The following is a 15,354-nucleotide window of genomic DNA, read 5'->3' on the forward strand; positions in this document are numbered from 1 at the left end:
AAAACAAAAAATTAGGCAGGATGTTAGTCTTAAATTATACTGAAAGAGTGACGATCCTCCAAAGATTTTGTTTATTAAGAAGTGAAAGATGCGGTGAAAATAAATGATAAAATTTCAAAATGTTTCAAAAGTATATCAAGAAAATGCTGTTTTGTCCGATGTGAATTTAACAATCCAACAAGGCGAATTTTTTGTATTAGTAGGGCCGAGTGGTAGTGGAAAAACGACGACTTTGAAAATGATTAATCGGCTCATTGAGCCAACGACAGGTGAAGTGGCTCTCAATGAACAAGCGGTAACCAATTATCCTTTACGTGAATTACGACTAAAAATTGGCTATGTTCTTCAGCAAATTGCCTTATTTCCTAACTTAACCGTGGCGGAAAATATTGAGTTGATTCCTGAAATGAAAAAATGGCCCAAAGAGCAACGCAGAGAGCGAACCATTGAACTATTGAAAAAAGTTCAGCTGAATCCTGAGGAATATCTGCATCGTAAGCCAGCAGCGCTTTCAGGAGGCGAGCAACAACGTATTGGAATTTTACGCGCCATTGCAGCTGAACCAGAAGTGATTTTAATGGATGAACCTTTTAGCGCGCTAGATCCGATTTCAAGACATCATCTTCAACGTTTGGTGAAAGAACTTCATCAGGAATTAGCGAGTACCATTGTTTTTGTGACCCATGATATGAATGAAGCTTTACTGTTAGGAGAGCGCATCTGTATTATGGACGCTGGCAAAATTATTCAAGTCGATACGCCAGAAGCCATTCAAAAACATCCGAAAAATAATTTTGTCGGTCAATTTTTCAAACAATCTTCGCCAGAACTAGCGAACTATTGTGGCGCTGACTTGACTGCATTTTTAGAAGCCGCAGATGAGACGATTGAGCCAGTGCCAACTGTTTTCATGGAAACCAATTTAAAAGAGATTGTCCAACTCATTAATGCACAAGAGAAAGCAAATTTAGTAGAAAAACAACAAGTTTTAGGGTGTATCACCTCAAAAACGATTACTCGTTTTATGGAACAGCTGTTGGAAAGCGAGGGACAGTAGATGCAAGCACTGATTGAAACTTTTTTCGCTCGAAAAGAAGAATATCTGCAAGCGTTAATCGAGCATATGCAATTGTCCTTTATCTCGTTATTATTCGCTGCGTTGATTGCAATTCCTTTAGCCATTTATTTAACAAGTCATCGTAAGTTAGCGGAAAGTCTGTTACAAGTGACTGGGATTTTCCAAACCATCCCTTCTTTAGCCTTGCTAGGCTTACTGATTCCGTTAATTGGTATTGGTCAACCACCGGCAATTGTTGCGCTAGTGATTTATGCCTTATTCCCAATTTTACAAAACACCTATACTGGTTTGACGGAAATTGATCCTTCGTTAGAAGAAGCCGCAGAAGCATTTGGGATGAGTAAAAAAGAAAAACTGTTTAAGTTTGAGTTACAAATGGCATTACCATTTATTATTTCTGGGATTCGAACGGCTACCGTTTTAATTATTGGTACGGCCACGTTGGCGGCGTTAATTGGAGCAGGCGGTTTAGGGACCTTCATTTTATTAGGAATTGATCGAAATAATTTATCGTTGATTTTTATTGGAGCTCTTTCATCAGCTGCACTAGCAGTCTTATTTAATTATGGAATTCATTGGTTGGAAAAAGCGAATGGGCGGCGACTAATCATTGGTGGTACTATTTTAGGCCTTTTGTTAGGTGGTTCATTTTTCTGGAATCAACAAACTTCTTCAAAGGAAAAACAGCTAACAATTGCTGGCAAATTAGGAGCGGAACCAGATATTATTATTAATATGTATAAAGCCTTAATTGAAGAAAATAGCGACATTCAGGTGACGTTAAAGCCAAACTTTGGCAAGACTACTTTTTTATATAATGCCTTGAAATCAGATGAAATCGATCTTTATCCGGAATTTACAGGCACAGTGATCGAAACCTTTTTAAAAAATCCTCCTCAGCTAGACAATCAACCTCAAGTAGTCTATGAAGCGGCACGCGCTGGCTTGAAAAAACAAGAAAACCTTACTTTGTTGAAACCGATGCGCTATGAAAATACGTATGCCGTCGCAGTTAAACGCTCATTTGCAAAAGCGCATCAATTAAAAACGATTAGTGATTTACAGAAAATTAGCAATCAGTTGAAAGCAGGTTTTACGTTAGAATTTATTGATCGGCAAGATGGTTATAAGGGATTACAAGAAAAATATCATTTAAATCTGAATGTCCAATCGATGGAACCGGCGTTACGCTATCAAGCGATTAATAATGGTGAGGTAAATGTGATTGATGCCTATTCAACGGATAGTGAATTGAGACAATACGATTTAGTAACGTTAGAAGATGATCAAGCGCTATTTCCGCCTTATCAAGGAGCACCACTTATTAAAACAGCAACGTTGGAAAAATATCCAGAATTAGCAGAAATATTGAATAAATTGGCAGGAAAAATTAGCGAAGAAGAAATGAGTGAAATGAATTATCAAGTCAATGTGGAAGGGCAAGATCCTAGCATAGTGGCGAAAGACTATTTAAAAGAAAAGAATCTTCTTAAATAAGTATTTTTTACTGAAAAAGACTGGTATATAAACATTTATCCAGTCTTTTTCAGATAAATAAAGAGTTTAATGTGAAAAGTACCTGTATTTTTACTCATTTTTGGATATAATAAAAGAAATGAATGGAGAGGAGTGGTCTATATGAAAAAAGCAGAACGTCAACGTTTGATTAAACAATTAATTATGCAACAAGAAATTGAAACACAAGATGAATTAATCACTCGTTTGGAAGAACTTGGCGTCCGAGCCACTCAAGCGACTGTTTCAAGAGATATCCGTGAAATGAGTATTGTTAAAACACATGGTGCAGATGGTCGTGTCAAATATGCAATTTTTTCTCAAGCACAAGGCACAAGCAGTGAAGAGAAATTACGAGAATCAGTAAAAGATTCAGTTGTTCGAATGGAGCGAGTACAATTTATTGTCATCTTGCATACAGAGATGGGAAATGCCGATGTGGTGAGTAACTTTTTAGATGAAGTAGCTTATCCAGAAGTGGCTGGTACAGTGGCTGGTGCGGATACAATTATTGTGATTACACGTTCAGAAGAGGATGCGGAACACTTTATCGAACGCATCGAAAATATGATTTTTTAAAATTGAAAGCATCAATAGAAGGGAGTTTTTTTCTTGGTAGAATTGAAAGCGCTACAAAATGGTTCGGATATTCGGGGAATTGCTTTGGATACGGAAGAGCAAACTGCAACATTAACCGCAACAGCAGTAGCCGAAATTGCGGTGGGCGTGGTTCGTTGGTTACAGGATAAAAAACAGCTGCCACGAAAGGCACAACAGCGCCTGACAATTGCAATCGGACATGATAGTCGTCTAACGGCGGAGCCGATTAAGCAAGCATTAGTAGATACGTTTCTTTCATTAGGCATTCAGGTGATTGACGTTGGTTTAGCTACGACGCCTGCTATGTTTATGGCTACTCAATTTCCAACGCTTCAATGTGATGCAGCGATTATGATCACAGCTAGCCATTTGCCTTACTACTTTAATGGCTTGAAGTTCTTCACAGCAGAAGGTGGAGCAGAGAAAGAAGATATTCGGTATATTTTATCTCATACTGATCCGCTGACAGCCAATGAAAATGGCACACTGATGAAGCAAGAGTTACTGCCAATTTATGCGGAGCATTTGGTGGCAAAAATTCGCCAAGGAATTCATTCGCCAGAAGAGAAACCTTTACAGGGCTTTAGAATTATCGTTGATGCGGGTAATGGGGCTGGGGGCTTCTTTGCGGAGCAGGTTCTTCAAGTTTTGGGCGCTGATACGACGGGATCACAGTTTTTAGAACCAGATGGGCATTTTCCTAATCATGTACCTAATCCAGATAATTCTGAAGCAATGAAAAGTATTCAAACGGCTGTTTTAGCTAATCAGGCAGATTTGGGCATTATTTTTGATACAGATGTAGATCGTTCGGCTGTGGTGGACCAATCAGGTGAGGTACTAAACCGAAATAATTTAATTGCTGTTTTAGCGGCAATCGTTTTAAAAGAAGCGCCTGGTAGTTATATTGTGACAAATTCGCCAACCTCAAGTCATTTAAAAACATTTATTGAAGAAAAAGGCGGCCAACAGATTCGTTATATTTCTGGTTACCGAAATGTCATTAATAAAATGATTGAATTGAATCATGGGGGCTTTCAGACACCGTTAGCCATTGAAACCAGTGGTCATGCAGCGTTTCAAGAAAACTACAATCTGGATGATGGTGCATATGTCGTGGCCAAAATTTTAATGTTGTTACCAGAATTGAAACAAAACAATCAAACGTTAGGTGATCTGATTGCTACATTGAAGCAACCGGCAGAAACCAACGAATTTCGCTTCAAAATTACTGCGGAGGATGTTACTTGTTATGGGCAACAAGTCTTGCGAGACTTTGAATTGTTTGTAGAAAGTCAAGCAGACTTTGCTGTGGACCGTGAAAACCAAGAAGGTGTTCGGGGAAACGTGTCTGGTCAATATGGCAGTGGGTGGTTTTTGCTACGCTTAAGTCTGCATGAACCGTTGCTTGTTCTTCAGGTAGAGAATGACCAAAGCGATAAAAATGCGTGTGTCATCGAAAAAATTGCCACTTTTTTACAAAAATACGAGGAAATAGATAGTCAGCAGATAGAAAATAATTTAGGAAATTAAAGGTGTTCTTATGGAAAATGTTTTAAAAGGAAAACACATTGGCTTTTCTCATTTTAGAGAAGAATATATCGAACATATTGCAAAACAGCAATGGGATAATGAATTGCTTCGGCATTTGAGCTGGGATGCTTTACATCCGTGGGGGCTTGAAGAATGGAAAGATTTCACAATTAATAAAGGAGAAGATGATCGATTTCTATTTGCTATTTTAGAAAATACGACAGAGGAATTTATTGGTTGGGTTTCGTTGTCTGATGTACAGTTGAAAAATAGAGGGGCCAATTTAGGGATTGCTATTTTACAAAAAGAGCAACGTGGTCAAGGATATGGCTTTGAGGCGGTGTCTTTAATTTGTAAATTTGCTTTTTATGAATTGGGCTTGCACAAAATCAGATTAGCTGTCAATAGTAACAATCAAAAAGCGATTCATGTTTATGAAAAAGTAGGCTTCAAAAAAGAAGGAATTGATAGAGAAGCGTTATTTCAAGATGGCCAATGGCTGGATATCTACAATTACGGAATTTTACAAAAAGAGTGGCTACAAATGATTAAGGCTGAGAGTTAGCTCAGGAACTGTTTAACACCAAGACACTGAGCAAACGCAGATATGCCGTTCTCAGCAGTGAATGTGCGGTAAAATAAAAAAACAGAAGAAATCGGCGGTTACCGTCCGATTTCTTCTGTTTTTTTACCATAGGCCAGGCGCTGCAGTCACAACGATTTGTTTTTTTGTAAACGGATGGAGTAAATGAAGTTGTGAAGCATGGAGCATTAAACGAGCTGCCTGCGATTTTGGGTTGTATAACGGATCACCAATAATTGGATGCCCTTCGCTAGCTAAATGGACCCGAATTTGGTGCGTCCGACCTGTTTCTAAAACACAGGTAACTGCGGTTTGATTGTTAGAAAGAGCTTGGACCACTTGGACATGTGTAATCGCTGAATCCCCTTTTTGAGGATCAATCCGTCGTTTCCGGCGATCATGTCGATCACGACCAATCGGCTGATTGATTGTCTGTTCTTTTTGGTTAAAGTGACCAGCTACAATCGCTTGATATTGACGGTAAATTTGTTTTGTTTCTAATAAACGCCCTAAAATAGGTAAGACAAAAGGATTTTTAGCAAAGACAATCGCACCACTGGTTTCTTTATCTAATCGATGAACGACATAAGGGACCTGATTTTTCTCGGCTAAATAGGCAGCAACATGATTTAACAAGGTGTCTGTTTCCTGTGGCTGATTTGGATGGGTTTTAATGCCATAAGGTTTATTTACAATCATTAAATGTTCATCTTCATATAGAACTTTCACATGCGTTGCTTCCCCCAAATGAATAGTGGGACGCACATAATCGGTTTCTTCAAACGTTAAGGTGACACAATCGCCAGCTTGGACTGGAAAATGAAAAGCAGCTGTTTCTCCGTTGATTTTGACATTTTTTCGCGTGCGTAAAAAATGGCGCACTTTTCGAGGGACTAGCCACTCATTTTCTAATAGTTCTTTTACAGTCATTGTTGAAAAATTTTCAGGTAATCTCATTGAATATTCCACCAAATCCCACCTTTCACTGATTCGCTATTTAGTGTAACAAAGCTACTCAAAAGGTCAAGTCAGAACGGAAAAAAGCTGAAATTTGTTAGAAAGGCAGTTCCTTGAGAGATTCTTAAACAAATTTACATAAAAAACGAAGAAAAGCATGATAGAATAGAGGCTAAATAAAGACTCGTTTCTAAACGTAAGCAATTATTTACCTCTAGTGAAGGCCACATTTCCTTTGCTACAGCGAAAAGACCATTGAAATTGTTTTTCAAGAATTTTTCATGCTTTAGACCTAGGTCGTACCCACAAGAATATGGTAGACTTAGCCAAGAAACGTAAACAGAGGGAGTACTATGGACAATCTTAAACAATTTTTTAGTAAAGTCGGTGTCGGATTACGTCATTTTTGGACGTGGATAAAGCCTTATTTAATACAATTCCATCAAGCCAGAAAGCGGATTTGGAAAAAGTATCAAATCAATAAAATTTTCTTGTTGATTGGTTTGGTAGTCGCTTTAGGTGCCAGTATTTATTTATTTTACTTAGCCAAGTCCGCAAACGTTGAGACCCTAAAATCGGGGCTAAGTGAATCAACACGTGTTTATGATGAATCAGGAGAGGAAGTCGGAAAATTATTCGGGCAAAAAGGGACTTTTGTGGAACTGGATAATATTTCTCCTTATATTCAAGATGCGGTTATTTCAACTGAAGATCGCGGGTTTTATCAACATAAAGGGTATTCCATCAAAGGGATTGCTCGTGCGGTTGTTGGAAAATTGACCTTCGGGAAAATCGGTGGCGGTGGTGGCGGAAGTACAATTACGCAGCAATTAGCCAAAAATGCTTACTTAACGCAAGAGCAAACGTTAGATAGGAAAGCCAGAGAATTATTCTTAGCGATTGAAATCGAAAAGAAATATTCGAAAAAAGATATCTTGGCAATGTATTTAAATAATTCTTATTTTGGTAATGGTGTCTGGGGCGTGCAAGATGCAGCTCGTAAATATTTTGGCGTGGATGCGTCCCAAGTTACAGTGGGGGAAGCCGCAACGCTAGCGGGTATGTTAAAAGGGCCAGGAATTTATAACCCAATTGATTACATTGACAATGCCACAGCGCGACGGAATACCGTTTTACAACTAATGGTCGACAATAAAAAACTATCTCAAGAAGAAGCCAATCAAGAAGCGAGTGTTAACTTAGCGAGTCTATTAAATGACACCTATGTTGGCGACGAAAATAGTTACAAATATCCATATTATTTTGATGCGGTAATTGATGAAGCGGTCAATCGTTATAAATTTAAAGAAGAAGATATTTTAAATAAAGGATACAAGATTTACACTTCTTTAAATCAGGGGTATCAAGATGCGATGGATGCAACTTATAAAAATGATGCACTATTTCCACCCAATGCAGAAGACGGTGCCATGGTTCAAAGTGGCTCTGTAGCCATTGATCCGAAAACCGGCGGCGTGCAAGCACTGGTGGGCGGTCGAGGGGAACACGTTTATCGAGGCTTTAACTTTGCAACGCAAACAAAACGTTCACCAGGCTCGTCCTTAAAACCAATTTCTGTCTATACACCAGCTTTAGAGGCTGGCTATAAACCAGACTCTGTTTTAGAAGATAAACCACAAGATTATTATCCAGCGCAAAACTATAGCCGCACGTACAGTGGAGAAGTTCCTATGTATCAAGCCTTAGGAGAAAGCTTAAATTTACCAGCGGTATGGTTATTACATCAAATTGGTTTAGATAAAGGCTATGAAAAAACAGAGAAATTTGGCATTCCGTTATCAGAAAAAGATCGGTACTATGGTTTAGCCCTTGGAGGATTACAAACGGGTGTTTCGCCACTAACTATGGCGGGAGCTTATAGTGCCTTTGCCAATGAAGGCTATAAAACTGAAACGCATTTAATTACAAAAATCGTCGACTCAACTGGCGCAATTGTAGTTGATAATACTAAAGTCAAGAAAGAACAAGTCATTACCAAAGATGTTGCAGACGGGATTACAAGTATGTTACTAGGGGTCTTTAGTTCTGGGAGCGGGGTCAACGCACAACCAGCAGGCTACGTAATGGCTGGTAAAACAGGTACGACAGAAACCAACTTCGATAGTAGTAAAACGAACGATCAGTGGGTGATTGGTTATACACCAGAAGTTGTCATTGCTACTTGGTTAGGCTTCCAAGAAACCAGTAAAACCCATTATTTGGAAGGCAGTAGCGCTACGTATGCCTCACAGGTGTTCAACAGTCAAGCCAGTGGCATCTTGCCACAAGTCAAACAAGCACAATTTCCTGTCGCGGATGCTTATGCCACAGGTGGGAAAGTTGTTGATAGCAACGATAGTTTAACTGGTGGTGCCAATTCTAATTGGCGGGATAACTTGAAAGACTTTGGAAATTCTATTCAAGACGGCGCTAGCAATTTCGGAGATACATTGAATGAAGTTGGGGGACAAATTAAAGACGGCGCGAAAAAAGTCAAAGACAAGATTGAAGGAATTTTCGGAGGCTTATTAGGAAATTAGTTGGGAAAACCTAAGAGAAATGGTACAATAAAGATGAAACTATTGAGAAAAGAGGGATTCCATTGAGTAACATTTATGATACAGCCAATCAGATTGAACGTGAACTACGTGAGTTAGACGAATTTAAAGCATTACAAGCAGCGTATGAAGAAGTAAAAGCAGACGAAGCAGCTTACACATTGTTTAAAGAATTCCAAGGATTCCAACAAGGACTACAAGAAAAACAAATGCGCGGCGAAGAATTCACGGATGAAGATGCTGAAAAAGCACAAAGCATTGCAACGAAAGTGCAAGAAACAGCAGTTATCAACGAATTAATGCAAAAAGAACAAGCGTTTAGCTTAGTTGTCAATGATTTAAACCGAATTATCATGACTCCTGTGCGTGATATGTATAACGATTAATTTACGTAATTGAACTCTGACAAGTTGTCTATAAGACAATTTGTCAGAGTTTTTCTTTTACTGAAAATAAAAAAACGAACAAATTTTCGTATGTTTTTACTGACCAAGCTGGCAGAAAATGATATGATAAAGGAAGGAGAAAAGGAGGGGAAACGATGAAACTATTGCATACAGCTGATTTACACATGGATCGGTCTTTTGAAGGGTTAACTGGGATCCCGACAGCCTTAGCGAAGCGCTTAAGAGAAGCTAATCAACAATTGTTAATGAATATCGTAACAGTTGCCATTCGAGAAGCGGTGGACTTGGTTATTTTTGCAGGAGATACGTTTCATCAAAGTCAGACCTCTATTTCAATGCAAGCCCAATTGATGGCCGCATTAGAACAGTTGAAACAAGCAGAAATTCCTGTGATTCTAACATTTGGGAATCATGATTACTATAAAAAAGACCGCTATTGGTTTTCTTTTCCAGACAATGTTTTTTTATTTGAAAAAGAAATGGTTGAGACACTGTATTTTGAAACGAGAGCGGGCGAACAAGTGGCTGTTTCGGGGTTTAGTTATGAGCATCCCTGGATTGATGAAAATAAAGCACTAGAATTTCCTATCAAACAAGCAGATTCTGACATTCATATTGGGATTTATCATGGAGACACCAGTCGGAAAGCGCAACAAAATTATGCTCCGTTTACATGGAAGGATTTAAAAGCCACTGGCTATAATTATTGGGCATTGGGCCACATTCATCAGCCGCAAATTGTTAGTGAACAACCGCTAATTGTTTATCCTGGAACACCTCAAGGACACACGAAAAAAGAACAGTCTTTACAAGGGGTTGCAGTGGTCACACTTTCCCAAAATCAAGCGACTGTTCAATTTGAAAAAGTCGCAGAAATAGATTGGACGAATGAAGAAGTATCTCTTGCGCAATGCCGTGACACCCAAAGCGTTTTGTCTTATCTTGAAACCAGTTTGCTGACGAAGTGGCATGCGCATCAGCAACAGCAATTGATGGCGTTGACACTGAAAGAAACGCAACATTTGGATGTGACCGTGGTGCAAGCCATTGTCAATGGTGAACTATTAAGCTACTTACAGCAGCAGCTTTTACAAAAAACGCAAGGTGATTTTTTTGTTTATCGCCTAATATTGCAAGCAGAGGAACCAACGAAAGAACCGATCTATTTATCCGCTAGTCCCAACTTATTAACGGCATTAGAAAAAACATACTTAGATCCAGTTATTTTTGAAGATACCACCAAGGAATTGTTACGTTATCCAGAATTTGCTGGAATTTTTTCAATGGATGAGCAGTGGCGATCAGAGAGCTTGCGCCTAGCACATGAGCAAATTAATGAAGACTTTACTATTCAGGAGGACCCACTATGAAATTACTTGCAGTAGAGATTGTGGGCTTTGGAAAATGGCAACAACAGAAAATTACATTTGAATCTGGTAATCAATTGCTGTACGGCGCAAATGAAGTTGGCAAGTCCACATTGTATCAATTCATTCAAGCAATGCTGTTTGGGTTTCCCACAAAGGGCAAAAGAAAACGCGATTACGCACCTAAAAATGGTGGCTCGTATGGTGGTCGTTTGTGGTTGGCACATCCTGTGTTTGGGGAAGTTCAAGTCGAGCGTTTTAAAGAAAAAAATAAAGGGCAAGCAATCATTTATTATCAACAACAAATGGGGGATGAAAAAACCTTACAGCAAATGTTACATCCGCTAACGAAAAAGTTATTTCAAGAGGTTTTTACTTTCCAACAAGAACAATTAATTACGAGTGACAAGTTAACAGAAGAGGAATTGCAAACATCCTTGTTAGCCATTGGTGTTTCTGGTAGTCAACAACTTTTGACTTACCGAAATGCGTACTTTAAAGAAGCACAAAAAATCTTTAAAGGTAAAGGACAGCAGCCATTACTCAATCAGAAGTTGGCGGCTTATCAAGAACTAAAAGAGCAAATTCAAGAGAAAGAAGCGCAGCAACAAACTTTTCAAAAATTAGAAGAAACGATTCGCGAAACAGAACAACGGCGAGTGACACTGCAACAGCAATTAAAAGGAACGCAACAGGGCTTGTTACAGGTTGCGGAACAGCAACGTCACTTTCCCTTGTACGAAGAATGGCAGTCGCTACCTGAAGAAACAGAGAACGTTGTTTTAGTAAAAGAAGACCAAGTTCAATTAGAAGAAACCTTTCAAGAATATATGTACCTAGATAAAGAACGACAACGTTTGACCAAAGAGTTATCTCTTCAGTCAGAAGCGCTCGATGTTCCAGAAGGGTATGCTTTTTACCTAGAACAAGAAGCATTGATTCAACAATTGTTGAATCAACGCTATGATATGCAACAATTGATGACGGAATCGGAATGGATGACCCAAACCTTTGAGCAAAATCGTCAAGAAATGGTCCTTTTAGAGAACGAATGGTCATGGTCGCCTGAACGACCACCACAGCTTTTTTATGACAACGAAACCGTTCAAAAGTGGCGCCAACAACAAGTTGCGTATACGCAAGCTCTTCAAAAAGGACAAGAACAGAAAGCATTCTTGACTTCTCAAATTGAAAATCTGGAAGACCAGTTAACGGATTTTGAAAAAGCGCATGCCGCATTTTTTGGTGAAGCGACGCGTGCCCAAAAAGCGCAGAAAACAAGTCAACCACTTTGGTTATTGCTAGGAAGTATCCTTGCATTACTCGGTTTCTTTTTGCCAAGCCCTTTAAAATGGGGCCTAGTTCTCGTGGGAGTTAGTCTTATCGCGAAAGAAGTGCTTAGCTACGCCACTAGAAAAGAAGTTTCCTCTGATGAAGTGAAAGAAGAGTGGCAGACAAAACTTTCGCAACTAGATTATTTAAATGAACAGTTCCAACAGGCGCTGAATCAAGAACGTGAGGCACAACTGCAAGTGGAACAACTTGAACAAGCAGTAGCGGAGCAAGCCCAAGTCCATCAATTAGGAAAAATGCAACAAATTGATACTTTAATGAATCAGCGGGAATTGATTACGCGCTATTTATTGCTTGTTCAAACAAATGAAGAACTCATGAGTCAATTGAAGGAAAATCAACAAAAACGCCAAGTATTTGAAGAACAAGTCTTCCCATTAATGACGCATTTACCCTTACAAGGAAAGAGTCTTTCCGAAAAGTTACACTTTTTAGAAGGGTTTGCTGAAGAAATGGAGAAAGTTCGCTTTGCTCAAGAGTATCAAGCAGATGGCTATCTCAAACAGCAGTTACGAGAGTTGAAAACTAAACAGCAAGAAGCATTAACACGAATTCAGCCTTTACTAATTCGTTATCGGATTCTATCAATCGCTGATGTTCCAATGAGGATTCAACAGCTGACCACTCAGCAAGCTCAAGTTGGTCGTGGGCAAGAATTAGCGACGCAATTAGGTAATCTGTTTCCAGAAGCGGTAACAGAAGCAACGTTAAAAGACCGTTCTTTACAACTGGCGCAGCAACAAGCATTGGAAGAAAGCCAGTTAGATAAAATACAAGAACAGTATCAAGCGCTGATTTATGAAAAACAACAATTAATGACGGATGGTACCTTAGATGAGTTGTATCAACGCCAAGCAATTTTAAAAGCGGAAATCAAAGAATTAGCTCAACGTTGGTCTGGGTATCAACTGGCGGGGCAACTGTTAATGGACCTATTAACAGAGCTTTCGGAACAACAATTGCCCAGCTTATTACAGTATGCATCAAGCTACTTTGCACTTTTAACAAGCCAGCGTTATCAATCAATCCAAGTAGCCGAAGGTCAACTAGTTGCGGTGACGAAAGAACAAGAAATGTTTTATTTACATGAATTATCAACTGGCACTAAAGATCAATTGATGATGGCTGTTCGTTTTGCCTTTTTAGCAGTCCAAGGCGAGCAACTGATTTGTCCAATTATCATTGATGATGGCTGGTTACACTATGATCATCAAAGAAAAGCCCAATTAGCTGAATTATTTACTAAATTTGGTCAAAAACAGCAAGTCATTTGTTTTTCTTCTGACCAAGAAATGGTAAGCTATTATCAGGACTTACAACAAAGAGTAATTGCGTTAGAAGGAGGAAGCGTCAAGTGAAAAAATTACGTGAATTAACAGTAGAAGAACTTTTTGAATCATTTGTTCTAATTAAAAATGCCGATGTACGTGTAGCTAAAAATGGGAAAAAGTTTATTGCCTTTACCTTTCAAGACACATCTGGCACGATTGACGGAAAATATTGGGACGCCTCTGAGGATGAAATTACACGGTTTACTGCGGGAAACGTTGTTTTACTGAATGGGAAACGAGAAGTTTATCAAAATAAACCCCAAGTAAAAATTTTACACATGCGTTTAGCGACAGCAGAGGAACCAAGCCAGCCAAGTTTATATATGGAACGAGCGCCTTTGAAAAAAGAAGAGATGGTCGAGGAAATCAATCAAGTGATTTTTGAGATTACCAATGCTCATTGGAATCGTATTGTGCGCTATCTCATGACGAAATACCAACAAGAATTTTATGAATTTCCTGCAGCCAAACGGAACCATCATGCTTTTGCGAATGGCTTAGCTTACCACACTGTCTCAATGTTGCGCCTAGGCAAAGCAATTGCTAAGGAATATCCTGAAATTAACACGTCACTATTATACGCGGGGATTATTTTACATGACTTAGGAAAAGTTTTAGAATTATCTGGTGCTATTACGACAGAATATACGGTGGCAGGGAACTTAATTGGTCATTTAGTTTTGGTGGATGAGGAAATTACCAAGGCGTGTTTGGCTTTGAAAATTGATGATCGAGAAGAAGACGTTGTCGTTCTTCGGCACATGGTCTTAGCCCACCATGGACTGTTGGAATATGGCTCACCTGTGCGACCAAGAATTATGGAAGCGGAAATCTTACATCAAATTGATACCATGGATGCGTCCATTCAAATGATGCTAGGGGCAATTCGTCAAACACAGCCTGGGGAGTATACGGAACGAATCTTTGGTTTAGATAACCGCAGTTTCTATGTTCCAAAAGATAAATAAAAAAAGGGAGTGGTCAATCGACCACTCTCTTTTTTATGCTTATTTAGAAGAAGATTCTGTTGTTTTGCTTGAAGAATCTGTTGCTTTTTCAGAGTCGCTTGTTTTGGTATCGCTTGTTTTAGAATCACTTGATTTTGATTCTTTTTTCTCTGAAGAAGCGCTTGAAGATTCAGTTTGCATGTAGCCTGCTAAAGCGTTCTTGAAGGCATCATCTTTAATTTTCACATTGGCCGCTTTTAATTCGTCACTAATGACTTTCGAAACAAATGTTTGATCGGCTAATTTTGTTTCTTCAGCAATTTTCTTGATCTCTTTTTCATAAGGTTTCATGTCATTGCCTTTTGCTTTGTTTTTCGTCATTTTCACTACATAGTAGGTTGTTTGGTAGGTTTGCATATTTGTTGCAGCAATTGGTTCTGACACTTCGCCATCTTTTAATTTGAAGGCAGCTTCTTTAACTTCGGCAGGAACAGTTGTTGCTTGTGAATCAAATTTAATTTTACCGCCATCTTTTTTCGTAGCAGTATCTGTTGATTTTTCTTTAGCAATTTTTGTGAAATCGCCGCCGTCAGTGATTTCTTTCTTGACAGCTTTGGCATCATCTTCTGAAGCAACTTGGATAATTTGTGCTTCTACTTCTGGATGGAAACTTGCCCAAGCTGTTTTTAAGTCTTCATCTGTAATTTTTAAGTGGGCTTTTAGACCTGCATCATAGGCTGCTCTTTGTTTTAACTGTTTCTTGAATGTTTTTTCAGTTAAACCAGCTTGTTTTAATGCATCAGAGAACTTTCCGCCTTGTGCTTCTACTTGTTCTTTGGCTTCGTCAAAGTTTTTTTGAATATCTTTGTCAGTTACTTTGTCGCCATATTTTTCTTCAAAGACTTTATAAATAACCATTTGGCTAAACGCTTGTTGGCTAGTGCTTTGTTCTTTAATTTGGTTATAAAAATCATCAACAGTAATTGTTGAACCTTTCATTGTTGCGATATCTTTTGAACCGCTTGAACACGCTGCTAAACTAAAAACGGCCATTGCGCCCGCTGCAGCTAAGATTAGTTTTTTCTTCATTCTCTTATGCACTCCTGTTTTTTTTAGTTTTATTTC

The 15,354-nt window shown here is 38.8% G+C and carries 12 protein-coding genes; 10 read left to right on the top strand and 2 right to left on the bottom strand.

Going from position 1 to position 15,354, the window contains the following annotated elements; genetic code table 11:
* The first annotated feature begins 103 nt into the window (after positions 1–103).
* The 5 genes from IGL13_RS02275 (at position 104) to IGL13_RS02295 (ending at position 5,291) form a co-directional block, all read left to right on the top strand.
* Positions 104–1,057, top strand: coding sequence for an ABC transporter ATP-binding protein (locus IGL13_RS02275; RefSeq protein ID WP_002367993.1), 954 nt, complete (start codon positions 104–106; stop codon positions 1,055–1,057).
* Positions 1,058–2,575, top strand: coding sequence for an ABC transporter permease/substrate-binding protein (locus IGL13_RS02280; protein ID WP_002378016.1), 1,518 nt, complete (start codon positions 1,058–1,060; stop codon positions 2,573–2,575). It abuts the gene before it with no gap.
* Between the two features lie 141 nt (positions 2,576–2,716).
* Positions 2,717–3,172, top strand: coding sequence for an arginine repressor (gene argR / locus IGL13_RS02285; RefSeq protein WP_002355509.1), 456 nt, complete (start codon positions 2,717–2,719; stop codon positions 3,170–3,172).
* A 33-nt stretch (positions 3,173–3,205) separates the two neighbouring features.
* Complete coding sequence (locus IGL13_RS02290; protein ID WP_002401855.1) at positions 3,206–4,726, top strand: phosphoglucomutase; 1,521 nt, start codon at positions 3,206–3,208, stop codon at positions 4,724–4,726.
* Between the two features lie 10 nt (positions 4,727–4,736).
* A complete protein-coding gene (locus IGL13_RS02295; protein WP_002367997.1) occupies positions 4,737–5,291 on the top strand; it encodes a GNAT family N-acetyltransferase in 555 nt (184 codons plus the stop codon).
* A gap of 123 nt (positions 5,292–5,414) precedes the next feature.
* On the opposite strand, the gene IGL13_RS02300 is transcribed toward IGL13_RS02295, so the two are convergent.
* Positions 5,415–6,278, bottom strand: coding sequence for an RluA family pseudouridine synthase (locus tag IGL13_RS02300; RefSeq protein WP_002378018.1), 864 nt, complete (start codon positions 6,276–6,278; stop codon positions 5,415–5,417).
* A 341-nt stretch (positions 6,279–6,619) separates the two neighbouring features.
* Here IGL13_RS02300 and IGL13_RS02305 point away from each other — a divergent pair, with 341 nt between their 5' ends.
* The 5 genes from IGL13_RS02305 to IGL13_RS02325 all read left to right on the top strand — a co-directional run bounded on the left by IGL13_RS02305 (position 6,620) and on the right by IGL13_RS02325 (position 14,250).
* Positions 6,620–8,806, top strand: a complete 2,187-nt coding sequence (locus IGL13_RS02305; protein ID WP_194180208.1) for a PBP1A family penicillin-binding protein — start codon at positions 6,620–6,622, stop codon at positions 8,804–8,806.
* 62 nt (positions 8,807–8,868) lie between these two features.
* Entirely contained in the window at positions 8,869–9,210 is a 342-nt protein-coding gene (locus IGL13_RS02310) for a YlbF family regulator (RefSeq protein ID WP_002355518.1), read from the top strand.
* Between the two features lie 155 nt (positions 9,211–9,365).
* Positions 9,366–10,601 carry a DNA repair exonuclease gene (locus IGL13_RS02315; protein WP_002378021.1) on the top strand — a complete coding sequence of 412 codons (1,236 nt, stop codon included), beginning with the start codon at positions 9,366–9,368 and terminating at the stop codon, positions 10,599–10,601.
* The gene (locus IGL13_RS02320) at positions 10,598–13,309 is read left to right on the top strand and encodes an ATP-binding protein (protein ID WP_016632712.1); all 2,712 of its coding nucleotides are present in this window, start codon (positions 10,598–10,600) and stop codon (positions 13,307–13,309) included. Before IGL13_RS02315 ends, IGL13_RS02320 begins: the two co-directional genes overlap by 4 nt.
* Complete coding sequence (locus IGL13_RS02325) at positions 13,306–14,250, top strand: 3'-5' exoribonuclease YhaM family protein (protein ID WP_002355522.1); 945 nt, start codon at positions 13,306–13,308, stop codon at positions 14,248–14,250. The genes IGL13_RS02320 and IGL13_RS02325 overlap by 4 nt, the downstream gene beginning before the upstream one ends.
* Positions 14,251–14,289: 39 nt before the next feature.
* Here IGL13_RS02325 and IGL13_RS02330 read toward each other — a convergent pair whose 3' ends face one another.
* A complete protein-coding gene (locus IGL13_RS02330) occupies positions 14,290–15,318 on the bottom strand; it encodes a peptidylprolyl isomerase (protein ID WP_002371473.1) in 1,029 nt (342 codons plus the stop codon).
* Between the last annotated feature and the right edge of the window lie 36 nt (positions 15,319–15,354).

The organism is Enterococcus sp. DIV1937, assembly GCF_050535975.1.
Classification (GTDB): Bacteria; Bacillota; Bacilli; order Lactobacillales; family Enterococcaceae; genus Enterococcus; species Enterococcus faecalis.